The 21,335-nt window shown below is 59.6% G+C and carries 23 protein-coding genes; 7 read left to right on the forward strand and 16 right to left on the reverse strand.

The features are described from left to right. Nucleotides 1-76: 76 nt before the first annotated feature. From betC to Q1A34_RS06440, 4 genes are all read right to left on the reverse strand, one after another. Entirely contained in the window at nucleotides 77-1,585 is a 1,509-nt protein-coding gene (betC, locus tag Q1A34_RS06425) for a choline-sulfatase (protein ID WP_300032162.1), read from the reverse strand. Beyond that, nucleotides 1,582-2,157 carry a transcriptional regulator BetI gene (gene betI / locus Q1A34_RS06430; protein ID WP_300032164.1) on the reverse strand — a complete coding sequence of 192 codons (576 nt, stop codon included), beginning with the start codon at nucleotides 2,155-2,157 and terminating at the stop codon, nucleotides 1,582-1,584. Before betI ends, betC begins: the two co-directional genes overlap by 4 nt. Nucleotides 2,158-2,227: 70 nt before the next feature. Further along, nucleotides 2,228-3,133 (reverse strand): DMT family transporter, encoded by a 906-nt coding sequence (locus tag Q1A34_RS06435; RefSeq protein WP_300032166.1) that lies wholly within the window; start codon nucleotides 3,131-3,133, stop codon nucleotides 2,228-2,230. A 39-nt stretch (nucleotides 3,134-3,172) separates the two neighbouring features. Continuing rightward, entirely contained in the window at nucleotides 3,173-3,775 is a 603-nt protein-coding gene (locus Q1A34_RS06440; RefSeq protein WP_300032168.1) for a LysE/ArgO family amino acid transporter, read from the reverse strand. Between the two features lie 92 nt (nucleotides 3,776-3,867). Here Q1A34_RS06440 and Q1A34_RS06445 point away from each other — a divergent pair, with 92 nt between their 5' ends. Then, nucleotides 3,868-4,752: a LysR family transcriptional regulator ArgP gene (locus Q1A34_RS06445; RefSeq protein WP_300032170.1), complete on the forward strand. Its 885-nt coding sequence runs from the start codon at nucleotides 3,868-3,870 to the stop codon at nucleotides 4,750-4,752. 114 nt (nucleotides 4,753-4,866) lie between these two features. Continuing rightward, complete coding sequence (locus Q1A34_RS06450) at nucleotides 4,867-5,127, forward strand: hypothetical protein (protein WP_300032173.1); 261 nt, start codon at nucleotides 4,867-4,869, stop codon at nucleotides 5,125-5,127. A gap of 27 nt (nucleotides 5,128-5,154) precedes the next feature. Here Q1A34_RS06450 and Q1A34_RS06455 read toward each other — a convergent pair whose 3' ends face one another. Continuing rightward, nucleotides 5,155-5,895: a YebC/PmpR family DNA-binding transcriptional regulator gene (locus Q1A34_RS06455; RefSeq protein ID WP_300032175.1), complete on the reverse strand. Its 741-nt coding sequence runs from the start codon at nucleotides 5,893-5,895 to the stop codon at nucleotides 5,155-5,157. A 124-nt stretch (nucleotides 5,896-6,019) separates the two neighbouring features. Between Q1A34_RS06455 and Q1A34_RS06460 the strand changes: the two genes are divergently transcribed. Further along, complete coding sequence (locus Q1A34_RS06460) at nucleotides 6,020-6,391, forward strand: VOC family protein (protein WP_300032177.1); 372 nt, start codon at nucleotides 6,020-6,022, stop codon at nucleotides 6,389-6,391. A gap of 27 nt (nucleotides 6,392-6,418) precedes the next feature. Continuing rightward, nucleotides 6,419-8,191 carry an SLC13 family permease gene (locus Q1A34_RS06465; protein WP_300032179.1) on the forward strand — a complete coding sequence of 591 codons (1,773 nt, stop codon included), beginning with the start codon at nucleotides 6,419-6,421 and terminating at the stop codon, nucleotides 8,189-8,191. Nucleotides 8,192-8,204: 13 nt separating this feature from the next. Here Q1A34_RS06465 and Q1A34_RS06470 read toward each other — a convergent pair whose 3' ends face one another. Beyond that, entirely contained in the window at nucleotides 8,205-8,369 is a 165-nt protein-coding gene (locus tag Q1A34_RS06470) for a hypothetical protein (RefSeq protein WP_300032181.1), read from the reverse strand. Between the two features lie 233 nt (nucleotides 8,370-8,602). Here Q1A34_RS06470 and Q1A34_RS06475 point away from each other — a divergent pair, with 233 nt between their 5' ends. Next, on the forward strand, nucleotides 8,603-9,079 hold the full coding sequence (locus tag Q1A34_RS06475; RefSeq protein WP_300032183.1) for a hypothetical protein: 477 nt from the start codon (nucleotides 8,603-8,605) through the stop codon (nucleotides 9,077-9,079). Here the strand turns inward: Q1A34_RS06475 and Q1A34_RS06480 are convergent. From Q1A34_RS06480 to Q1A34_RS06490, 3 genes are read right to left on the reverse strand one after another with little or no spacing between them, the layout of a single operon-like run. Further along, complete coding sequence (locus Q1A34_RS06480; protein ID WP_300032185.1) at nucleotides 9,062-10,843, reverse strand: SLC13 family permease; 1,782 nt, start codon at nucleotides 10,841-10,843, stop codon at nucleotides 9,062-9,064. The two genes, Q1A34_RS06475 and Q1A34_RS06480, sit on opposite strands and share 18 nt — an antisense overlap. A 50-nt stretch (nucleotides 10,844-10,893) precedes the next feature. Continuing rightward, nucleotides 10,894-11,805: a DMT family transporter gene (locus Q1A34_RS06485; protein WP_300032187.1), complete on the reverse strand. Its 912-nt coding sequence runs from the start codon at nucleotides 11,803-11,805 to the stop codon at nucleotides 10,894-10,896. After that, complete coding sequence (locus tag Q1A34_RS06490; RefSeq protein ID WP_300032189.1) at nucleotides 11,802-12,614, reverse strand: TIGR00282 family metallophosphoesterase; 813 nt, start codon at nucleotides 12,612-12,614, stop codon at nucleotides 11,802-11,804. Before Q1A34_RS06490 ends, Q1A34_RS06485 begins: the two co-directional genes overlap by 4 nt. A 122-nt stretch (nucleotides 12,615-12,736) precedes the next feature. Here Q1A34_RS06490 and Q1A34_RS06495 point away from each other — a divergent pair, with 122 nt between their 5' ends. Next, nucleotides 12,737-13,570, forward strand: coding sequence for an SDR family NAD(P)-dependent oxidoreductase (locus Q1A34_RS06495; RefSeq protein WP_300032191.1), 834 nt, complete (start codon nucleotides 12,737-12,739; stop codon nucleotides 13,568-13,570). Here the strand turns inward: Q1A34_RS06495 and Q1A34_RS06500 are convergent, their stop codons facing one another. Together Q1A34_RS06500 and mgtE are read right to left on the reverse strand one after the other, a co-directional pair. Further along, on the reverse strand, nucleotides 13,571-14,134 hold the full coding sequence (locus Q1A34_RS06500) for a 5-formyltetrahydrofolate cyclo-ligase (protein ID WP_300032193.1): 564 nt from the start codon (nucleotides 14,132-14,134) through the stop codon (nucleotides 13,571-13,573). Further along, nucleotides 14,131-15,522, reverse strand: a complete 1,392-nt coding sequence (mgtE, locus tag Q1A34_RS06505) for a magnesium transporter (protein ID WP_300032195.1) — start codon at nucleotides 15,520-15,522, stop codon at nucleotides 14,131-14,133. The genes Q1A34_RS06500 and mgtE overlap by 4 nt, the downstream gene beginning before the upstream one ends. 107 nt (nucleotides 15,523-15,629) lie before the next feature. Between mgtE and guaD the strand changes: the two genes are divergently transcribed. Further along, the gene (gene guaD, locus Q1A34_RS06510) at nucleotides 15,630-16,925 is read left to right on the forward strand and encodes a guanine deaminase (RefSeq protein WP_300032197.1); all 1,296 of its coding nucleotides are present in this window, start codon (nucleotides 15,630-15,632) and stop codon (nucleotides 16,923-16,925) included. 8 nt (nucleotides 16,926-16,933) lie between these two features. On the opposite strand, the gene Q1A34_RS06515 is transcribed toward guaD, so the two are convergent. The 5 genes from Q1A34_RS06515 to Q1A34_RS06535 form a co-directional block, all read right to left on the reverse strand. After that, nucleotides 16,934-17,359 carry a CAP domain-containing protein gene (locus Q1A34_RS06515; protein ID WP_300032199.1) on the reverse strand — a complete coding sequence of 142 codons (426 nt, stop codon included), beginning with the start codon at nucleotides 17,357-17,359 and terminating at the stop codon, nucleotides 16,934-16,936. Continuing rightward, entirely contained in the window at nucleotides 17,356-18,696 is a 1,341-nt protein-coding gene (locus Q1A34_RS06520) for an 8-oxoguanine deaminase (protein WP_300032201.1), read from the reverse strand. Before Q1A34_RS06520 ends, Q1A34_RS06515 begins: the two co-directional genes overlap by 4 nt. Beyond that, nucleotides 18,693-19,508 (reverse strand): histidinol-phosphatase, encoded by an 816-nt coding sequence (hisN, locus tag Q1A34_RS06525; RefSeq protein WP_300032203.1) that lies wholly within the window; start codon nucleotides 19,506-19,508, stop codon nucleotides 18,693-18,695. The genes Q1A34_RS06520 and hisN overlap by 4 nt, the downstream gene beginning before the upstream one ends. Nucleotides 19,509-19,569: 61 nt before the next feature. Next, nucleotides 19,570-19,941, reverse strand: coding sequence for a helix-turn-helix transcriptional regulator (locus Q1A34_RS06530; RefSeq protein ID WP_300032205.1), 372 nt, complete (start codon nucleotides 19,939-19,941; stop codon nucleotides 19,570-19,572). Between the two features lie 468 nt (nucleotides 19,942-20,409). Next, a complete protein-coding gene (locus tag Q1A34_RS06535) occupies nucleotides 20,410-21,291 on the reverse strand; it encodes a LysR family transcriptional regulator (protein WP_300032207.1) in 882 nt (293 codons plus the stop codon). Nucleotides 21,292-21,335 lie beyond the last annotated feature (44 nt).

Raw genomic sequence — 21,335 nt, forward strand, 5'->3', positions numbered from 1 at the left:
GGGAAAAAGTGTGCGCGTCAGCGCGCGATCAGGTCACGCCCGCAAGGCGTGTGTAGTTTCGTCCAGCCCATTGGAGTTATTCGCCGCGGGGAAACCGTTTGCCCTCTTCGAGCACGTTCAGATCCATGTGGTTGCGCATGTATTGCTCGGACGCATCGCGCAGCGGCTGGTAATCCCACGGATAATATCCACCCTCCCGCAACGCTTCATAGACCACCCAGCGTCGGACCTGGCTCTTGCGGACGTCCGCATCAAAAGCTTCCAGATCCCAGCGCGCATCGGCCTGCGCCTGCAGAGTGTGCAGCACATCCTGATGGGCGGGCTCTTCGGCCAGGTTTGTCAGCTCATCCGGGTCCGCTTCCAGATCGAAAAGCTGGTCGGCATCCAGTGCGCACCGGTTGTATTTCCATTGGCCAGAGCGCAGCGATACCATCGGCGCGTAAGAGGCTTCGGCAGCATATTCCATTGCGACAGGTTCTGTCCGCGCCACACCCTGCCCCACGGGCACAAGCGACACGCCCGTCGTCCAGTCCATCACCTCGTCCATCGAGACCCCCGCCAGGTCACACAGCGTCGGGCAGACGTCGATGTTAGAAACCGGGGTAGTCTGCAGGCCGGGCGCCATCTGCGGCGCCGCAATCATCAGCGGCACCCGAGACGAGCCTTCGTAAAAAGACATCTTGAACCACAATCCGCGCTCACCCAGCATATCGCCGTGGTCAGACACAAACAGGACAATCGCCGCCTGACGTGTATCTTCGAGCGTTTGCAGGATCTCTCCGATCTTGTCGTCCAGATAGCTGATGTTGGCGAAATAGGCCTGCCGTGACCGGCGGATGTCTTCGCCGGTTATGTCGAAACTGCGCCAGTCGTTGGCGTCAAAAATGCGTTTTGAATGACTGTCCTGTTCCTCGTACGGAATGGCAGGCACCCGGGGCTCCAGATGCGCGCAATCCTCGTACAGATCCCAGTATTTTTTGCGCGCCACATAGGGGTCATGCGGGTGCGTGAAGCTGACCGTCAGGCACCACGGCCGGTCATCGGCACCGCGAGACAGATCATAAAGCTTGCGGGTCGCGTTAAACGCAACCTCGTCATCGTATTCCATCTGGTTTGAAATTTCAGCTACGCCAGCGCCGGTGACTGAACCCATGTTGTGGTACCACCAGTCAATCCGTTCGCCGGGCTTGCGATAGTCGGGCGTCCAGCCAAAATCTGCCGGATAGATGTCTGTAGTCAGGCGTTCTTCAAAACCGTGCAACTGATCAGGCCCGACAAAGTGCATTTTACCGCTCAGACAGGTCTGATAACCGGCGCGGCGCAGGTGATGAGCATAGGTCGGGATCGATGAACAGAACTCGGCGGCGTTGTCATAAACGCCCGTGGCAGATGGCAACTGACCCGACATAAAGGCAGCCCGGCCCGGCGCGCAGAGCGGACTGGCCGTATAGGCATTGCGAAAACGGGTCGACCGCGCGGCGAGATTTTTCAGGTTCGGCGCGTGCAGCCAGTCCGCAGGACCATCCGGGAACAAGGTTCCGTTGAGCTGGTCAACCATCAGGATCAGGATGTTCGGACGCGTCATGCTTTTCCCTCCAAAAGTGTTTCAAGTGCGGCGTGGGCCGATGCGCGCGCGCCATCCGCGCTCTTGGAGCGCGACAGCGCCGCGCGCAGATAAAGCCCGTCGATCAGCGCGCCGATCATCTCTGCATGAGCCTCCGGCTGCGGGCTGAGCGGACGCAGCGCATGGATGAGATTGGATTGCAGACGCCCCTGATAAATCCTTAGCAAACGGCGCGTGTGCGGGCTGGTCTGTGCCTGGGCATAGAGCGTCATCCAGGCGCTGATCGTCGCCGGTGCAAAACACGAAGGTGCAAAACTCGCATCGATCAGGGCCAGAGCGCGGTTTTTCGGACCGTCGGCAGCATGCAGCGCGCGCCGCACCTCAGCTCCGAAATCGCGCAGAATCTGCTGCATCGCCGCCAGGAAAATCTGATCTTTGCCACCAAAATAATGATGCGCCAGTGCCGTGGACATACCTGCCCGTTTTGCAATCTGGCTGACGGTCACATCGAGCGATCCGCGCGCTCCGATCTCTGCAATGGTCGCATCGACCAGCGCCGACCTTCGCAGCGGTTCCATTCCAACTTTGGGCATCGTGACAGTCTCCGGGTTAACAGGCTCCGGAGTTAGCTTTTTATTGATTGACTCGTCAATCAATAAAAAATCATACCTTTGTCGCGTTCACGACCGGCGTTGTACCCTGCCGTTTTACAGCGGCCTCGCGCCAGGTGATAAAGATGACGGAACCCAGGATCACAAGCCCCCCCAGCACCACCCAGATATCCACCGCTTCATCAAAAACGACATACCCAAGCAGAACGGCCCAGACGAGTTGGGTAAAGGTCACCGGTTGCGTAACCGTCAGCGGCGCCGCAGCGAAGGCCAGCGTCATCGTGTAATGCCCGCCCACTGCAAAACAGGCCACGCAAAAGAGCAGCACCAGATCCATTGCCGTCGGTGTCACCCATTCCATCAGTGCAAACGGGGCGAGGACGATCGTTACAAATATGGACAGCATCGCCACGACGACCGCCGGTTTCACCTCATCCGCCATGACTTTTGCCGTCAGATAAGAGCCGCCGAAAACCACCGCCGCCCCCAGCATTGCAAGATGTCCGCTGCTGACTTCGCGAAACCCGGGGCGCAGAATGATCAGCGCACCAATCAGGGCCGCCACCACCGCCGCAATCCGGCGAAACGCCAGCTTCTCACCCAGAAAGAGGGCCGCGCCGATGGTGACATAGACCGGCGCCAGATAGTTCATGGCCGTCACGTCCGCGATGGGGATGCGCACCATCGCATAAAACCACAGCATGACACCGAACCCGTGCATCACGCCACGCAGGGTGAACAGCTTCCATTGCCGCGCGGTCAGTTGTGCCTGCCGCAGCGCACCGATTGCAGGCAGCAGAAAGACAAGCCCGAGCAGATACCTCAGAAAAGCCATCTCGACCGGAGGCATGCGCGGGCCGATAAATTTCACCAGTGCCGTCACGGCGATGAAACAAAACCCCGTCACAAGCATCCAGAAGATGCCGGCAAGCGGGCGTTGGGGCGTGCGTGTGACCATCCCTCAGACAGACAGGGTTTTACCCCCAATCGCAAGTGGTTACGTTATCAGAAGTCCCAGAGCGATTGCCCACATTGTCAGTGCAATCAGACCGTCCAGGATCTGCCAGCTGCGCGGGCGGGCAAAGAGTGGGCCCAGAAGCCGCGCGCCATATCCCAGTGCAAAAAAGAAACTGATACTGCCAAGCACGGCGCCTGATCCAAAGAGCAGACGGTTGTCATATTGCGCAGACACAGACCCCAGAAGCACAACGGTATCAAGATAGACATGTGGATTGAGCCAGGTGAGTGCCAGCAGGGTCAGCAGCACGCTCTTCAGGCTCCGCCTGTCGCCGCCACCTTCCAGTTCCATTACCTGCCCGCCGCGCCAGGCTGACACCGCGTTGCGCCAGCCGTACCAGATCAAGAATGCAGCGCCGCCGTAACGCATTACGGGCTCAAACCACGGCACGCTCTGCGCCAGAGTACCAAAACCTGCCACACCGGCCGTGATCAGCAAAGCATCTGACAGGCCGCAGGTCAGGCAGACCCAGAACACGTGGGACCGCCGTAACCCGTGGCGCAGCACAAAAGCGTTCTGCGCACCGATGGCCACGATCAGAGACAGGCTCAGCAGATAGCCCGGAATGAAATTTGTCAGCATCAGAATAGCCCCTGGTCAGTGTTCTGTGTTGACTAGCGCTCAGGGCAGGCATTAATCAAATTAATAATACTGCACCGTAGTTAGAAATTCTTATGCATTTTGACAGCGCACATCTGACTGCTCTCGCCGCCATTCTGAGGCATGGCAGCTTTGATATGGCCGCGACACATCTGGGTGTCACACCCTCTGCCGTGTCACAGCGGATCCGGGCACTGGAAGAGCGCGCTGGTACAGCCCTTATCGTGCGTGGCCAGCCCTGTATCGCGACCGGTGCCGGGGCCCGGCTGGCGCGCCACGCAGAAAACATCAGGCTCCTGGAATCCAGCGTGCTTGAGCAAATGGCACCGGACAGCATGCAGGCAGGCGAATTGCCGATGGTCCGCCTTGCCGTGAATGCAGACAGCCTTGCAACCTGGCTGGTGCCAGCGCTTGCCAGTGCAAGGGGCGCGATCTGGGATCTGGTGGTAGACGATCAGGATCACGCCGCCGACTGGCTGCGGCGCGGAGAGGTGAGCGCAGCTGTTTCCAGCCACGCCGGACCCGTGCCAGGATGTGACAGCATGAGCCTTGGATCCCTGCGCTACATTGCAACAGCCAGCCCGGCCTTTGTCGCGCGCTGGTTTTCAGACGGTCTGACGCCCGAAGCTGCCGCTGCCGCCCCGTTAATGATGTTCAATGGCAAGGACCGGTTACAGCACCGCTGGATTTCCGAGGTGACCGGCCACCGCCTGTCACCGCCTGCCCACCGCATCGCCTCAACACATGCGTTTGTCGATGCGGCCCTCGCGGGACTGGGCTGGTGCATGAACCCGGAAAGCCTTGTGCAGACCCATCTGGACAGCGGAGCGCTGGTGGCACTGCGCCCCGAAGCGCCGCTTGACGTGCCGCTTTTCTGGCAGGCCAGCCGCCTCATGACCAACGTGCTGACACCCCTGAACCGGGCCGTGCGTGACGCAGCGGCAGGTAAACTGAAATAAATTTACACGAAACTGTCAGAACAAAAAGACTAATCACGGGAAACTGATCAGAGCTTATTGGCGTATATACTTTCAATACCCATATGATGGGGAGTGTAAAAAGGACGCCAGGCCATGTTGGAAACGCATCGCAATCTTGATCTCAGCAAGACCGACTTCGAACTTATCGAAGCTGCACTGCACACGCAGAAGAAAATCCTGATGGTGCAAAGCGAGGCCGGAGGCCGTGGCGCGCGCAAAAAACTGACAGACCTCAAGCACCTGATGAAGCGCCTGAACCGCGCGACTGCATCAAAAGACGACCAGCCTGCAGGGTTCCTTCAGATGGTCCGCGCGTTTTTTACTGCCGGTAACAACTGCCCGCATACACGCTGAACGCGCGGGCCCGTCCGGGCCGGGTGATCAGAGCTGTTCCATAACCTCGTCAGGCGCCTCGAAGTTTGTGGTAACACGCTGAACATCGTCATCGTCCTCAAGCGCATCAATCAGGCGCATGAGCTTTTGCATTCCATCCAGATCCATTTCGGTCGTTGTGGTCGGCTTCCACACCAGTTTGGTGCTTTCGCTTTCCCCAAGCTCTGCCTCCAGCGCAGTAGCGACATCATTCAGATCCGTGTCGGCACACCAGATCGTATGCCCCTCGTCAGAGCTTTCGACATCCTCGGCCCCGGCTTCAATCGCCGCCATCATGACGGTGTCAGCGTCTCCGGCCTCAGCCGGATAGGTCACTTCACCTTTACGGTCGAACATGAACCCAACAGAACCGGTTTCTCCGAGATTTCCGCCGTTCTTGGTGAATGTTGACCGGACAGTAGAGGCGGTTCTGTTACGATTGTCAGTCATCGCCTCGACAATCACCGCCACACCGTTGGGACCATATCCCTCATAGCGAATTTCCTCGTAGTCATCGCCATCGCCTGCCTGAGACTTTTTGATGGCGCGGTCGATGTTATCTTTGGGCATGGACTGCGACTTGGCTTCCTTCACGGCCAGCCTCAGTCGCGGGTTCTTTTCAGGATCCGGGTCGCCCATTTTCGCGGCGACAGTGATTTCTTTGCTCAGCTTGGAAAACAGCTTTGCCCGGACCGCGTCCTGACGCCCTTTCCGATGCTGAATATTTGCCCATTTTGAGTGGCCTGCCATTGCTCAATCCATCGCTGTTACTGAATTCAGCACCATATAGGCCAGGACCCGCACAGGGAGCAAGACCACCCTCTGCCGCGCAATTCCGTTTCGTGTTGCACACTTTATGATATAGACTTGCTTTATGCCCGGTATCACCCAGATCACCCCGTTTGTGATGACCCATGACCTCGACGGATCGCTGCGGTTCTTTTGTGAAATCCTTGGGTTTACCTGCGGCTTCCAGATGGAGAACTATGCTTTCATCAGACAACCCGACGGCGCGCTGCGCCTGATGGAGGTTGCACCTGACTGCGACATCGGTGCGCAGATCATTTATGTTGACTGCGATGACGTTGATGCGTTTTACGCGGCACTCAAACCAAAGCTGGACACCCTGGACAGCACCCGTGTCCGCGCCCCTTTTGACCAGCCCTACCGCCAGCGTGAATTTCACGTCAAAGATCCGGACAACTGCCTGCTGATGTTCGGAACAGAGATTGCCGCGGCCCGGTAGCCGCCCAGATATTCCGGAAGCCCGCATATGACCCCCGACCAGATCATCCTGTTCGCGCTTTTTGGCGGCGTCTTCGGCCTGCTGCTCTGGGGCCGGTTCAGATATGACATTGTTGCCTTCTCGGCGCTGATGATCGGTGTCGTGCTGGGCGTCGTTCCAACCAAAGATGCCTTTGCCGGATTTGGTCACCCCGCGACGATTGTCGTGGCGCTGGTGCTGGTCGTCTCTGCCGGGCTGGTCAGGTCAGGGGCTGTCTTCCTGATCACCCGCACGCTAGTGGATGCCTCCCGCTCGCTGGGTGCTCATATCGCACTGATGGGGGCCATAGGCGGCGTGCTGTCTGCGTTTATGAATAACGTTGCAGCACTGGCCTTGCTGATGCCGGTTGATATTCAGACCGCGCGCAAAGCAGGTCGCGCCCCGGGCCTGAGCCTGATGCCGCTGTCTTTTGCAACGATTCTGGGGGGCATGGCGACCCTGATCGGCACTCCCCCCAATATCATTATTGCCTCGATCCGGGGGGACGCACTGGGCACACCTTTCGCCATGTTCGATTTCGCGCCCGTCGGCGGTGCGGCAGCGCTGGCGGGGCTGGTTTTCGTGTCCCTTGTCGGCTGGCGCCTGATCCCGCAGCCGGCGGATGCCGGTGCCGGGCCGGCGGATATATCTCAATACATTTCGGAGCTGACGGTGCCCGAAGGCAACAAACAGATCGGCAAACGCCTGGCCGAGCTGACAGAGGCCGCCGACAAGGCTGATGTCGCTGTGATCGGGTTGATCCGCGACGGAAAACGCCGCTACGGCCAGGCCAGAAATGCCGTGCTGCAGGCCGGTGACGCGCTGGTGATTGAAGCGACCGCGGGGGCACTGGATGAATTCCGCACCAGCCTTGATCTGGCCGTTGCCGACGCCAAGCGCGAAGAACTGCTGCGCGCCGACGGAGACGGTGTCGAAATCCTGGAAGTAGCTGTCCCTGAAGATGCGCGTATCCGCGGAAAAACCGCCCAGGCCATAGGTCTTGCATGGCGGCAGCGCACTGTCCTGCTTGGCATATCGCGGCAGGGCAAAAGGCTGACGAAAAACCTGCGCCAGACGACCATCCGCACCGGTGACATTCTCCTGCTACTGGTGCCCCGCGACACAGGCAGTGATGTTTCAGAATGGCTCGGTGTGCTCCCGCTGGCGGACCGTGGTCTGGCTGTAACCGAAAACCGAAAGGTCTGGCTTGCCATCGGTCTGTTTGCCGGCGCTGTCGCAGCTGCCAGTACAGGGCTGATTTACCTGCCAATTGCACTGGGCCTCGTTGTTGTCGCCTATGTGCTGGCCAAAATAGTGCCCCTGGCAGAACTCTATGACCACATAAACTGGCCCGTCGTGGTGCTTCTGGGCTCGATGATCCCGCTGGGTGCCGCGCTGGAAACCTCTGGCGGCACGGAGCTGATTGCAGTGGCTCTGATCACCTGGACCGACGGGCTGCCGGCCTGGGCGGTTCTGACCGTTCTGATGATCGTGACCATGACACTGTCAGATGTGCTCAATAACACGGCCACAACCATCGTTGCTGCCCCGGTAGGCATCCAGATGGCGCTTACACTTGATGTCTCGCCCGACCCCTTCCTGATGGCCGTCGCCGTTGCCGCCTCCAGCGCTTTTCTGACACCAATCGGGCACAAGAATAATACACTCATACTTGGCCCGGGTGGATACCGTTTCGGCGACTACTGGCGTCTTGGACTGCCGCTGGAGATCATTGTCGTCGCGGTTTCAGTTCCCGCCATCCTGGTTTTCTGGCCGCTCTGACCTGACAACCGGATCAGTCGCCGTAGACCGTGTTATACGCAACCTTTTTTGCGTCCTCAGGGAACATTCCAAGATCGATTGCGGTCGCGCGGTCCATGCGGCGCAGTTCGTCAAATGTGTTGAGGTATTTCTTCCGTCTGTGTGCGGCATCGGCGAGTTTTCTGTATACTGGAAACACTGGTTATTCCTTTCGCGTCTGTACTCTGTTGACCCTCCAAAGATGTGCAGTTCGCCCGCCTGGTACAACACTCACCTTTGAAAAGCCGACCTGCACCAGATGCATATCTGCGGCACCACAACCGTCACGCGGCAAAGACTTCTTTAACGGGTCGGTGATACTTCCGGTGATCAGAACCCTGCCCGGTCACAGGCACCGTACGGGCGTTTCGCAACCACAGACCCGGGCTGAAGATGCACCACAAAAGAAGACCATTGCAGGAAATCACACCTGCGTCCGAGGACGCGGGTCTGTTCCGGGGCGAAATCTGCAATCAGGTGATCGAACTGGTTCCGCAGACCCGGCGGACCGAGCGTGGCGATCTGATTATCCGTGGTATCGTTGATGCCAAGTACTCCATCGACGTCTTTTTTGCCGGGCGTCGTGTCAAAAACGCCGAGCCGCTGGAACGCAGGTTGAAGTCAATGCTGACCAATGCGCGCGCTTTTGCACGCAAGGAAGGCGGCAGGGACGTGCGGGTGGACGATCTGCGCTGGCGGGTTCTGGTCGAAGGCGCCTGGAGGCGACGCACACAGCGCGATGAGAGCGGCTGGGAAACCGGCACCTACCATCTGGTCGTGTCCCGCTGGTCCATGCCGGATGAAGACGGCATTACAACCGTGTTCGGAGAGCCGCCGCTGAAAACCCCGATGTCAGAGCGGCCAGAATAGCGGAATGGTCAGCGACACGAGCGCTGCCGTGGACAGGTTCAGGGGCAGCCCCACCCGGATAAAGTCTGTAAATCTGTAGCCGCCCGGACCATACACCAGCGTGTTCGTCTGATACCCGATCGGCGTTGCAAAGGCGCAGGATGCCGCAATCATCACCGTTACTACCAGCGGGCGCGGATCAAGCCCCAGAGCCAGCGCCAGACCGATGGCCAGAGGTGTCATGATGACCGCCACCGCATTGTTGGACACCAGTTCCGTCAGGGTGGAGGTCATTACAAAAACTGCCAGAAGCACCAGACCGGGCGGCAGCACGGCCAGCGCCGGAGACACCGCCCCGACGATGAGCGCTACGGCACCGGATATCTGCAACGCCGCGCCGACACCGAGCATCGAGAAAATCAGCGCCAGTAAGCGGCCATCGACGAAAGAGAACGCCTCATCCGCGTCAATACAGCCGGTCACCAGAACCAGGGCCACGGCCAGCACGGCAAGTAACAGGATGGGCGCAACATTCAACGCCGCCAGGATAACAATCCCCGCCAGCACCGTCACAGCCACTGGCGCGTGACTGCGCCGGTAAGCCCGCTCAGAAGGCTGCGCTACATCCACCATGTCCATATCTGCGGCCAGGCGCTGAATATCTGCGGGCGCGCCTTCGAGCAGCAACGTATCACCGACGCGGACCACCAGGTCGTCCAGCTGGCGGCCAATGTTCTGATTTCGCCGATGGACCGCCAGCGTGTAGACACCGTAGCGGCGGCGCAGGCGCAGCGAGCCCAGCATCCGCCCGATCATCCGGCACCCCGGTGTGATCAGCACCTCGACAGTTGTTGTTTCGACCGAAGAGACCTGATCCACGGGCCGTAATTCGCGGTTGCTCTGCAGGCTGAGCAGTTCGGTCATCTGCGTCCTGAGAACCACGCGGTCGCCTGTCTGCAGAGCGACCCCCTGAAGGTTCCGGCGCAACGAGGCATCTCCGCGCACCACATCCACGAGCCGGACGCCGTCACGTTTGAACAGCGGAACCTCCAGCACCTCTTCTCCGATCAGGTTGCTGTCGGGTGGAATAACGGCCTCGGTAAAGAACTTCTTTTTCGAACTGTCAGACAGCAGGCTTGCCATACTGTCCCGGTCCGGCAAGAGGCGTGGCGCAATTACGCTGAGATAGATCAGACCCCAGACACAGACCACGAGGCCAACGGGCATGATCTCGAAAATCGTAAAGGCGGCCAGCCCTTCGGCCCGGGCGACACCGTCCACCAGCAGGTTGGTTGATGTCCCGATCAGTGTCAGCGACCCGCCCATGATGGCTGCATAAGACAGCGGGATCAGCAGGCGCGACGCCCGCGTTCCCAGTGTTTTGCTCAGTTGCACGACCACCGGGATCATCACCACGACAACGGGTGTATTGTTCATGATCGCCGAGGCCCCCATCACCGAGAGGATAACACCTGCAACGGCTGATCTGGGATGTGTCCTGGCATATCTTTCCGCCAGCCGGGTCAGCACATCCAGCGCGCCGGTACGCACCAGGGCCCCCATCACGATAAACATTGCTGCGATGGTCCAGGGCGCGGGATTGCTCAGCACCGCCAGGGCATTGTCATACGGCAGCACGCCAAGAGCCAGCATCAGCGCGGCACCGGCGATCGCGACGACTTCGGTCGGAAAGGTTTCACGCACAAAGAGCGTAAACATGACCCCGACAACGAGCAGGGTCAGCAGTGCACTGGTGGTCTGGGAAAGCGCAAACAGGGAGATCACAGAAGGCAGGTCCTGTCGTTGTGGGCGTCTGGATGAGTGTCGCTGATTGCTCAGGCCCCGGCAAGCGCCTGTCTGGGTCGCGGCTGAACAAGGTACATGCCGGCAAACATCAGGGCCATGGCTGCCCAGATACCGGGCGCATAGGCTTCGCCGAGGATCAGTTTGGCCCAGAAAACCCCGAATCCTGTGACAAGGTAGCTGACCTGGACCGCAAAAACCGATCCCGCACGGCCCACCATCCAGACGTATCCCGCATAGACCAAAACATGGATGACCGATGCCAGAATATGCGCCTGACCCTCAGGGGTGAGCGCTGCAGATGCCGGGATCCACTGACCGGACAGCGCCGCAACTGGCAGCATGATCACTGCCCCCATAAGCGACGCCCCATAGAGCACCTGGAACGGGTCCATGCCTGCGGTCCCGGTACGGGCAACCAGATTGCCCTCCAGCCCGTAGCACAGGCTGCTGACCAGCCCGATGATCACCCAGAACACAGGCAGGTTCATTGCTTCGGCGCCCGGCAGCGCAATCAGCAGAACGCCTGCAAGACCGCAGGTCAGCCCGCCAAGGCGTTTCCACGAAAAACGATCCAGCCCCAGCATCAGTGCTATGGGAAAGGCCCACATCGGCACCATCGACAGCAGCAGTGACAGCACCCCTGACGGCAGATGCACAGCCGCCTGATAAGATGTGGAATTCGGCACCACGGTGCCAATCACCAGCACCATCAGGCAAATCCCGATCTGACGCCGAGACACCGGCAGCCTGGTGCCCCGCAACACACCGATAAACGCCATCAGAGCCGCCCCAATGGCAAGTTGCCAGAAAATAAGCCCGAAGTGTTTGTATCCTGTGGAAACCGCTATTTTTGTCAGCGGCTGGGTCATGCCCCAACCGGCCCCCATGATGACGAGAATGCCGGTGAACATCACAATCTCGCGCCGGGTCAGGGCTGTCATGGGCCAGCGGTTTCCAGCAGACCACCGTTGCGGACCATAGCGATGCGCGTTGCAGCACCGGTCCTGTCGTCGGTCTCGATGTATACGCCCGAAAGGGTCGCGTCGCCATTGGCCGGTGTAAAGCGGTCTTTTGGCATGCCGGTGATAAAGCGGCGCAGTGGTTCGGTTTTCTCCATACCGATCACTGAATTGTAATCTCCGCACATGCCCGCATCGGTCAGATAACCAGTGCCCCCTGGCAGCACCATGGCGTCCGCAGTCGGTACATGGGTGTGGGTACCCGCCACCAGGCTCGCACGCCCGTCGCAGAAGTGCCCCATCGCCATTTTTTCTGACGTCGCCTCGCAGTGGAAATCGACAATCACCGCCTGTGCCATTCCGCCCCGCGGATGCGTTTTCAGCACCGGCTCCAGCGCAGAGAACGGATCGTCAAAGGGTCGTTTCATAAACACCTGACCCAACGCCTGGGCGACCAGCACTTTTCGCCCGTTCTGTGTGGTGAACAGGCGTGACCCCTTGCCCGGAGCGGTTTTTGAGAAGTTCAGCGGACGGATAACCCGCGGCTCCTGCTCGATGAACTGCAGCATGTCCTTCTGATCAAAGGCATGATCGCCCAGCGTCAGGCAATCAGCACCTGCGTCCAGCAGGGTTTTGGCGTGGCTGCCGGAAAGTCCCATGCCGGACGTGGCGTTTTCTGCGTTCACGACAATAAAGTCGAGCTTCCACTCTGACCGCAGGCGGGGCAGGTTTTCCGTCACTGCGCGTCGTCCCGCGCGGCCCATGACATCGCCGAGGAATAGAATTTTCATGACTGAGAGGCGTAGGGCGGGCGGCCAGGCAGGGCAAGTGCCCAGGTGAAAATAAATATATGCTGCACGTATCGCGCGAGGGACTGCTGTGTCAGGATGAGGCAAACTCCGGGGAGGATCCAATGAGCTGGAAAGAGACACAAGAGAACGGCGGCCTTGCCGTCATAACCGGCGGAGCCAGCGGCGTCGGGCTGGCCGCTGCACATCTGCTGGCTGACCGCGGCTTTGATCTGATGCTGGCTGATCTGGGTGAGGAGCAGCTTTCAGCTGCGGCATCAGCCCTGCGGTCGCGTGGTGCCCGTGTGCATACATCTGTCGTCGATGTGTCCGACACCGGTGCGATGGAAAACCTCGCCCGGCAGGCATTCGAGACAGGGCCCGTCGCCGTACTGATGAACAACGCAGGCATGGCCCGCCCCACGACAACACTGGACAGCGCAGACCAGTGGCGGCGTATCATTGACGTGAACTTCTACGGTGTCCTGAATGGCGTGCAGGCGTTCGTGCCCCGCATGATCGACGCAGACCGTCCCGCCGTCGTGATCAACACCGGCTCAAAACAGGGGATTACCACGCCCCCCGGCAACCCGGCATACAACGTCAGCAAAGCCGCTGTCCGTGTGCTGACAGAACAGCTGGCCCATGAATTGCGCGAAGCCGGTGCCCCGTTGCAGACGCATCTTTTCGTGCCCGGGTTCACCTATACCGGCATGATTGCCGCCTTTATGCCGGAAAAACCGGCAGCAGCCTGGACCAGCGAAGAATGCGTCGGGTATCTCTTTGAGCGGGTGTCAGCCGGGGATTTTTACATCCTGTGCCCCGATAACGACGTCTCCCGGGAAACTGATGCAAAGCGTGTGCTCTGGTCCGCCGGTGACATTGCGGAAAACCGTCCTCCTCTCTCGCGCTGGCATCCGGATTGGAAAGAAGCTTTCAGCGCGTGGGAAAAGGGCTGATCACCGCAGGTCGATGACCCGCTTTTCGGTCACGATCAGATCCAGCGGCTGGTCTGTGGGCTCCAGCGGCAGCGTATCGGCCTGCTGTGCTTCGTAGGCGAAACCGACAGCCAGCGTGGCGCGGCGGGATCGCAACAGTTCCAGTGTCCGGTCGTAGAACCCCCCGCCGTAGCCCAGCCGCCCGCCACTGGCGTCAAAGGCCACAAGAGGCACAATCACGATCTCCGGCTCGAAAAATACCGGGCGCACCGGAACACGCGCACCAAACGCCCGCGGCTCCAGTTCAGCGCCCGGCTCCCAGCGGGCAAATTTCAGAGGCAGGCCCGCTGCTGAAATAACCGGCACGCCGACCACACCATGCGCGCTGGCTTCTTCCATGGCAGGCAGCGGATCGATCTCTGTGCGGATCGGCATGTAACCCGAAACAGGCACACCACGATATCCTGCCAGAAACGCAGACAACAACCCCGCCCCTGCCCCCGTGTCAGCCGCATGTGCCGCCTTGCGGCGCGCAAACCCGGCTGTGCGCGCATCAGCTTTGATGGAGGCCAGCCCGGCGCTCACAGCAAAACAAGCACCGCAAGGCCCAGAAAGGCGAAAAAGCCCACCACATCTGTAACCGTTGTGACAAAGGCACCGGAGGCAAGCGCCGGGTCGACACCCACACGCTCCAGGATCACGGGGATGACGGTGCCCGCCAGGCCCGCAACCACCAGATTGATCACCATTGCCGCGGCCAGCACATAGCCCAGTGCGGGAGATCCGAACCAGATGAACCCGACAAAACCCATGACCACCGCGAAAATCGTGCCATTTACCAGACCAACAAGGACTTCGCGGCGGATAACCCGCCAGACGTTTGCACCGGTCAGATCCTTGGTGGCAATTGCGCGCACCGCCACCGTCAGTGACTGTGTGCCTGCGTTGCCTCCCATTGACGCAACAATGGGCATCAGCACGGCCAGTGCCACAATCTGCGCCAGCGCCACTTCAAACTGCGCAATGACCAGCGACGCAGCAATTGCCGTAACGAGGTTCACAGCCAGCCAGGGCAGTCTTTGTTTTGTTGTCTCGATCACCCGGTCGGACAGAGAGCTTTCCCCCACACCGGCCAGCCGCAGAATGTCTTCTTCGTGCTCTTCGTCCAGCACGGCCATGGCGTCGTCGATCGTGATGATCCCGATAAGCCTCTCCTCGTCATCGACAACGGGGGCTGAAATCAGGTGGTACTGATTGAACGCATAGGCCACATCGGATTCGTCCTGCATCGCCGGAATGACCTGGAAAGTCTCCTCGCGCAGATCCATCAGTCTTGTTTCACGTTTCGAGCGCATGATCTTGCCCAGCGTCACATTCGCAACCGGGTGCAGGCGTGGATCGACGATAACCAGATGATAAAACTGGTCCGGCAGATCATCCTCGGGTGTGGCGCGCAGATAGTCGATGGCATCGCCAACGGTCCAGTGCTCCGGCGCCATGACAACCTCGCGCTGCATCAGACGTCCGGCAGAGTATTCGGGGTAACTCAGCGCCTGCTCGACAGCCGCCCGGTCTGCATCCTCCAGCGCGTCCAGAATGGCTTCCTGCTGGTCGTCCTCCAGGTCCTCGACCAGATCGACCACATCGTCGCTGTCCATGTCGCGTACGGCCTGGTTCAGCACCTGAGGTGTCAGAACCGCGATCACTTCCTCGCGCAGGCCCTCGTCCAGTTCGGAGAGGATTTCGCCGTCGAACTCCCGGTCATAAAGGCGGATCAGCCGTGTCCGGTCAAAGGCGTTGATCTGTTCGAGAAGGTCCGCGATGTCCGCCGCGTGCAACGGCTCCATCAGCTCGGTCAACTTGACCTTGTCCTCGATATCGACGGCATAGAGGATCGCTGCAATTGCTTTTGGCCCCAGCAGATAGGCGTCTTCTTCCACCTCTGGCTCAATCTGATCCGTCTGATCCGACATAGGTGCGCCTCCATTCTCTGTGCCGGACCATAAGCGCGCCGCCAGAGGGATACAATGGCCGCGCGCGCCCCGTTGTGGGGCTGGACAGATGTGCCTAATATCGCGGCATGAATACAGATATTCTTCTGACCGGTGCCACGTTTGAGGCCTCCGGCAATCCCATGACGTCTCACTGGCAGGATGTGGTTCGGATCAACACCGACGGAGCCCTGTTAATCCGGGACGGCCGGATTGTGGCCCTGGGCGATGCCCCTGTTTTGAAGCGGTCATACCCGCAGGCCAAGGTTACAGATTACAGTGGCAAGCTGATCTGCCCGGGGTTTGTGGACGCCCATGCCCACTATCCTCAGACCGCGATGATTGCGAGCTGGGGCAAGCAGCTGATTGACTGGCTCAACAGCTACACGTTTCCCGAAGAGATGCGTTTCGGCGATCCATCCTTTGCCAAAGAGACAGCAGAGAGTTACCTGGATCTGGTCTGTGCGCATGGCACGACGACTGTCTGTTCCTACACCACAATTCATCCCTGCAGTACCGACGCGTTTTTCGCTGCGGCTCAGAGCCGCCGGATGGCTGTGGTCGCAGGCAAAACATGTATGGACCGCAACGCACCCGACGGGCTTTGTGACACAGCCCTGTCCGCATATGACGACAGCAAAGCCCTGCTCGAACGCTGGCACGGGCGTGACAGGCTGCGTTATGCGATCACGCCACGGTTTTCGCCGACCTCAACACCGGAACAGCTGAGCGCGCTCGGTGCGCTCTGGGCAGAATACCCCGACTGCCTGATGCAGACCCACCTGTCCGAACAGCTGCCCGAGATCAGATGGGTTGCGGATCTTTTCCCGGATGCCCGCGATTATCTGGATACCTATGAGGCGCATGGCCTGCTGGGCGCACGCGCCGTTTTCGGTCACGCCATCCACCTGACCGGCCGCGAACGCGACCGCATTGCCGAAACCGGCGCGGCCCTCGTGCACTGCCCGACGTCGAACACCTTCATCGGGTCGGGCCTGATGGACGTCGCCGGACTGGCAGCGCGCTCCATTTCGCTGGGTCTGGCCACTGATACGGGCGGCGGGTCATCCTTTTCAATGCTGCGCACAATGGCTGCAGCCTATGAAATTGCCCAGCTCCGCGGTACTGCATTGCACGCAAGCCAGTTGCTGTGGCTGGCAACAGCCGGATCAGCTGCCAGTCTTCATCTGGGCCATGAAATCGGTTTGCTGCAACCGGGCCTCGTCGCAGACCTCACCATTCTGGACCTCAGCTCGACACCTGCTATCGCCCAGCGGAGCGCGCGCGCGAATGATATATGGGAAGCGGTATTTCCGACGATCATGATGGGCGATGACAGGGCAGTCGCGGATGTATGGATTGCGGGGCAACCGGTGCGCACGTAACGGCCCCATCAGCATCCCGGACGGGCAAGCACCATGACCCAGATGAGATCAGGCCCCTGAACCAACGCAAACTCTGACACCTCGCGGGACAACATGTTCCGGCGGTGCCCGTCTGATCCGGCCCAGGCACGCATGACCTCGTCCAGATCCGCCTGCCCTTTGGCGATGTTCTCAGCTACGATGCACCAGCCATAGCCGGTGCGCGAAACCCGGGCGGCAACATCGGAGCCGTCGCTGCCGGTATGTTCAAAAAAGCCGCCCTGCGCCATGTCGGTTGCATGCGCTTCTGCCGCGCTTTCCAATTGCACTGAGAAGCGCACAGCATCCAGCCCGGCATCTGCCCGAAGGCTGTTCAGTGCCTGCGCTGCGACCGTATTCGCGGATGCCGAAGCCGGAGTGCCCAAAATAGCGACAACTGCCAGCACATATCTCACAGACTGTCCCGCAGATCACGTGCCATCTGGTTTTGGCGCGCAATCAGGCGAGGCATGTCAACGGTCTGCACTGTACCGTCACGTACGACAGCGCGCCCCTCAACGATCAGATCACGAACGGTTACCGGGCCTGCAAGCAACAGCGCTGCCGGGTCCCAACTGCCGGCGCTTTCAATGCCCGATACGTCCCAGATCGCAATGTCCGCCCTTGCGCCCGGCGAAACATGTCCGCATTCCGGGCGTCCAAGCACCTGTGCGCCGCCGCGGGTCGCTATCTCCAGCGCTTCGCGCGCGCTCATGGCGTCTGCGCCGCGGGCGACACGTTGCAACAGCATTGCCTGACGGGCCTCTGACACCAGGTTTCCCGCGTCGTTGCTGGCGGATCCATCCACACCAAGTCCGACCGGCACACCCGCATCGCGCATGGCACGTACCGGCGCGATACCACTGCCAAGCCGGCAGTTGGAACAGGGGCAATGGGCAACGCCGGTGCCGGTGCGGGCAAACAGATCAATTTCACTGGCGTCCAGTTTCACACAGTGCGCGTGCCAGACGTCCGGACCGACCCATCCCAGATCTTCGGCATACTGTCCCGGACGGCATCCGAATTTTTCCAGCGAATAGGCGATATCCTCATCGTTTTCGGCAAGGTGTGTATGCATCATCACCCCTTTGTCCCGAGCCAGCACGGCTGTTTCACGCATCAGATCGCGGCTGACGGAAAACGGGGAACATGGCGCCACACCGACGCGGCACATAGAACCCGGGGCCGCATCGTGAAAGGCATCGATCACCCGGATGCAGTCTTCGAGGATGTCCGCTTCCTGTTCCACCAGACTGTCGGGCGGCAGACCACCGTCAGAGACGCCGATACTCATGGAGCCACGTGTGGGCTGAAAACGCAGGCCGATCTCTGCCGCGGCATGGATCGTATCCTCCAGCCGCGCGCCATTGGGATAGAGATAAAGATGGTCACTGCTCAGCGTACAGCCGGACAGGGCAAGCTCTGCCAGACCCACCTGCGCCGATGTGTGGAAATGATCCGGGTTGAACCGTGACCAGATCGGATAAAGCGTCTGAAGCCAGCCGAAAAGCAGCGCATCCTGGCCGCCCGGCACAGCACGGGTCAGGCTCTGGTACAGATGATGGTGCGTGTTGACCAGGCCGGGCGTCACAATGGAGCCAGATGCCTCCAACACCGGCGCGTCCGCGGTCAGACCCTTGCCAACCTCAGCAATCACGCCATCGCTGATCAGCACATCCGCTCCGGCGATTTCACGGCGTACGTCGTCCATTGTCAGCAGATGGTCTGCGCCCCGTATCAGCAGACTGCTCATGCGGGCACGTTCCTGAGTATACGCAACGCTTCGGCGTGAATATGCGGGTTGCCCGCCGCCAACGCGCGTCCACCCGCATGTGCAGGTCCGCCCTGCCAGTTGGTTACAATTCCGCCTGCTGCTTCGATCAGAGCAATCGGTGCCTGGATATCATAGGGCTGCAGCGCCGCCTCTATCACCAGATCAGCCTGCCCGGCGGCGACGAGAGCATATCCATAGCAGTCCATACCGTAACGCGTCAGTTTCGCCTGACCTGCGACGGCGTGAAAGCCCGCCTGCTCATCGGCGTTACCCACCTCGGGAAAGGTGGTCAGTACCGTTGCATCTGCCAGACGCTCCGTCCGGCGTGTCGACAATTGCCGCAGCCCAAGCGGGCCGTCGCACCAGGCGCTTCCGCCAAAGCCGCAGAAACGCTCGCCAATGTATGGCTGATCAATCATGCCAAAAAATGGCCCCTGACCATCCGAGACTGCAATCAGAACGCCCCATGTGGGAGTGCCCGTTACAAATCCCCGGGTACCGTCAATGGGGTCAAGCACCCACGTCAGTCCGCTGATGCCGGGTTTTGCGCCATATTCCTCTCCCAGCACAGCGTCGTCCGGGCGCAGATCGTCAAGTATGCCGCGCATCGCGCGCTCTGCCGCGCGGTCAGCTTCGGTAACGGGATCATATCCGTCGTCCAGCTTGTTATCTGTTGCGAGATTATTGCTGCGGAAAAATGGAAGAATGGCCGAACGCGCCGCGTCGGCCATTTTACTGGCTGTGGTATTCAGTTTCTCCAGATCACAGCTGGAACGGCTTTGTTCTGTCATAGCGACAGAACTGCCACCTGTGCCCTGCCCGCGCAAGGCCTCTGGAAAGGTGCTTCCAGTGTCAGGCTACGTCGCTCAGAACCCGCGCGAGTTCGAAAAGACGCCGGCGCTGGTTTTCCGGGATCGCATAATAGGACCGCACAAGGTCCATTGCCTCTTTGTCGCCCATCATATCAGCAGGGATCGCATCGGCTTCGGCCGCTTCGCCACCGTCCGATTTCAGACCTTCAAAGAAGAACGCGACATCAACCTCGAGCGCGTCTGCTATGTCCCAGAGGCGGGACGCACTGACGCGATTCGCACCAGTTTCATATTTCTGAATCTGCTGGAATTTTATTCCTACACATTCCGCGAGTTTCTGCTGGGTCATTCCGACGAGCCAGCGTCTCTGACGAATACGCTTCCCGACATGGACATCCACTACGTGCGCCATTTGTTTTTCCTTAATTTAGCCCGGATACCACCGGGCGCGAGACGGAGCCTGCGAAACCGATTTCAGCGACCGCCACTAACTTGTTACACCCAAATTAAAGTGGATATTGAACCGCAGATCAATAAAAATGACATAACAGCTTTGTCATGACTTGCGGACGTCCGCGCCGGCAGCTTCGACAATTCCTAATATTTATGAACCCGAGCGTCTCAAAATCCGAGCGATTCTGCTCCAAAATCATGCAATTATTCAGAATTTCCTTTTTTCACAGCACACTTATGAGTTGTACCCCGGACTCAGCGCTGCCTTGGGAACCCTTAACGTTGTGTGCGGAATTTAGGGGGTGCATCTGCAAAATTGCACAAAAAAGCGTCGCCACGGACTGCGCGGATTTCCGCAGATTTAAAGGTTACGCAACGTAAATTGATGGAAGTGAACAACATTTCCGAATCTCAGTGACCTGCTGAATTATCCGGCAACTGATTTCAGACGACCCGTTTCGTGGGTCTGAAAGGCTCTTCGGAGAAAATCCGCGAGGCTGTCGTGGACAAGCCCTTTGCCGGATTGCGCGCCGTAAAGATTGATCAGCTGCATCGGCAGAGCCGGTAAAGCCCCGGCGTGCTCGATCCTTTCCAGGTGCGGCGGCTCGGTTCCCTCAATCATCGTGTGCACGGCCAGATCGGCGCTGACAGTGGCCTCGATTGTTCTGTCACTCTCTGTTTCGACCATCACATCCCAGGGGACGTCCGCCGCATCCAGCGCTTCGACAACGCGGGGGCGGAAAGTGCACTGGCGGCCAAACGCCAGGCGCAGCGGCCGCTGCCGCCAGGCCGCACCGCCCGGAGCACCGATCCAGCGCAGAGGTTTGCGGCAGAGTATCTCGGCGCCCGGCTCAACAATCGTCTCGGTGGTCAGGATGAGGTCGCATTCGCCGCGGCCAAACATGTCTTTGAGCGCGCGGGTATACGAAGAGGTCAGGTGCACTCTGACCCTTGGAAAGGCTGCGTGAAACTGTTTCAGCACCTGGGGTATCGCCGGATACACGATGTCATGTGGCACGCCGAGGACTATCTCTCCCTCATAGGCCTGATCCGTCAGACGCCCGATCACCTCGTCGTTCAGGGCGACCATTCGGCGGGCATAGACCAGCAACTGCTCGCCTGAGGCCGTCAGGGCGATCGTACGTCCGGACCTGTCCAGCAATTCCAGCCCCAGCAACTCTTCGAGCCGTTTAAGCTGCATAGAGACCGCTGACTGGGTCAGATGCAGAAAACCAGCCGCCCGTGTAACCCCGCCGGCGTCCGCGACCGCCACAAAAGATCTCAGCGTGGTGATGTCCAGATTTCTCATATCACTATTCCTGATGCGTTCCGTCACAAACATTCGTTTTCAAA

The organism is uncultured Roseobacter sp., from assembly GCF_947491795.1.
Classification (GTDB): Bacteria; Pseudomonadota; Alphaproteobacteria; order Rhodobacterales; family Rhodobacteraceae; genus Roseobacter.

Bases quoted from the DNA above. Each gene is read 5' to 3' on its own strand.
- betC (WP_300032162.1), bottom strand. From the start codon at position 1,585: ATGACGCGTCCGAACATCCTGATCCTGATGGTTGACCAGCTCAACGGA.
- betI (WP_300032164.1), bottom strand. From the start codon at position 2,157: ATGCCCAAAGTTGGAATGGAACCGCTGCGAAGGTCGGCGCTGGTCGAT.
- Q1A34_RS06435 (WP_300032166.1), bottom strand. From the start codon at position 3,133: ATGGTCACACGCACGCCCCAACGCCCGCTTGCCGGCATCTTCTGGATG.
- Q1A34_RS06440 (WP_300032168.1), bottom strand. From the start codon at position 3,775: ATGCTGACAAATTTCATTCCGGGCTATCTGCTGAGCCTGTCTCTGATC.
- Q1A34_RS06445 (WP_300032170.1), top strand. From the start codon at position 3,868: ATGCATTTTGACAGCGCACATCTGACTGCTCTCGCCGCCATTCTGAGG.
- Q1A34_RS06450 (WP_300032173.1), top strand. From the start codon at position 4,867: ATGTTGGAAACGCATCGCAATCTTGATCTCAGCAAGACCGACTTCGAA.
- Q1A34_RS06455 (WP_300032175.1), bottom strand. From the start codon at position 5,895: ATGGCAGGCCACTCAAAATGGGCAAATATTCAGCATCGGAAAGGGCGT.
- Q1A34_RS06460 (WP_300032177.1), top strand. From the start codon at position 6,020: ATGCCCGGTATCACCCAGATCACCCCGTTTGTGATGACCCATGACCTC.
- Q1A34_RS06465 (WP_300032179.1), top strand. From the start codon at position 6,419: ATGACCCCCGACCAGATCATCCTGTTCGCGCTTTTTGGCGGCGTCTTC.
- Q1A34_RS06475 (WP_300032183.1), top strand. From the start codon at position 8,603: ATGCACCACAAAAGAAGACCATTGCAGGAAATCACACCTGCGTCCGAG.
- Q1A34_RS06485 (WP_300032187.1), bottom strand. From the start codon at position 11,805: ATGACAGCCCTGACCCGGCGCGAGATTGTGATGTTCACCGGCATTCTC.
- Q1A34_RS06490 (WP_300032189.1), bottom strand. From the start codon at position 12,614: ATGAAAATTCTATTCCTCGGCGATGTCATGGGCCGCGCGGGACGACGC.
- Q1A34_RS06495 (WP_300032191.1), top strand. From the start codon at position 12,737: ATGAGCTGGAAAGAGACACAAGAGAACGGCGGCCTTGCCGTCATAACC.
- mgtE (WP_300032195.1), bottom strand. From the start codon at position 15,522: ATGTCGGATCAGACGGATCAGATTGAGCCAGAGGTGGAAGAAGACGCC.
- guaD (WP_300032197.1), top strand. From the start codon at position 15,630: ATGAATACAGATATTCTTCTGACCGGTGCCACGTTTGAGGCCTCCGGC.
- Q1A34_RS06520 (WP_300032201.1), bottom strand. From the start codon at position 18,696: ATGAGCAGTCTGCTGATACGGGGCGCAGACCATCTGCTGACAATGGAC.
- hisN (WP_300032203.1), bottom strand. From the start codon at position 19,508: ATGACAGAACAAAGCCGTTCCAGCTGTGATCTGGAGAAACTGAATACC.
- Q1A34_RS06530 (WP_300032205.1), bottom strand. From the start codon at position 19,941: ATGGCGCACGTAGTGGATGTCCATGTCGGGAAGCGTATTCGTCAGAGA.
- Q1A34_RS06535 (WP_300032207.1), bottom strand. From the start codon at position 21,291: ATGAGAAATCTGGACATCACCACGCTGAGATCTTTTGTGGCGGTCGCG.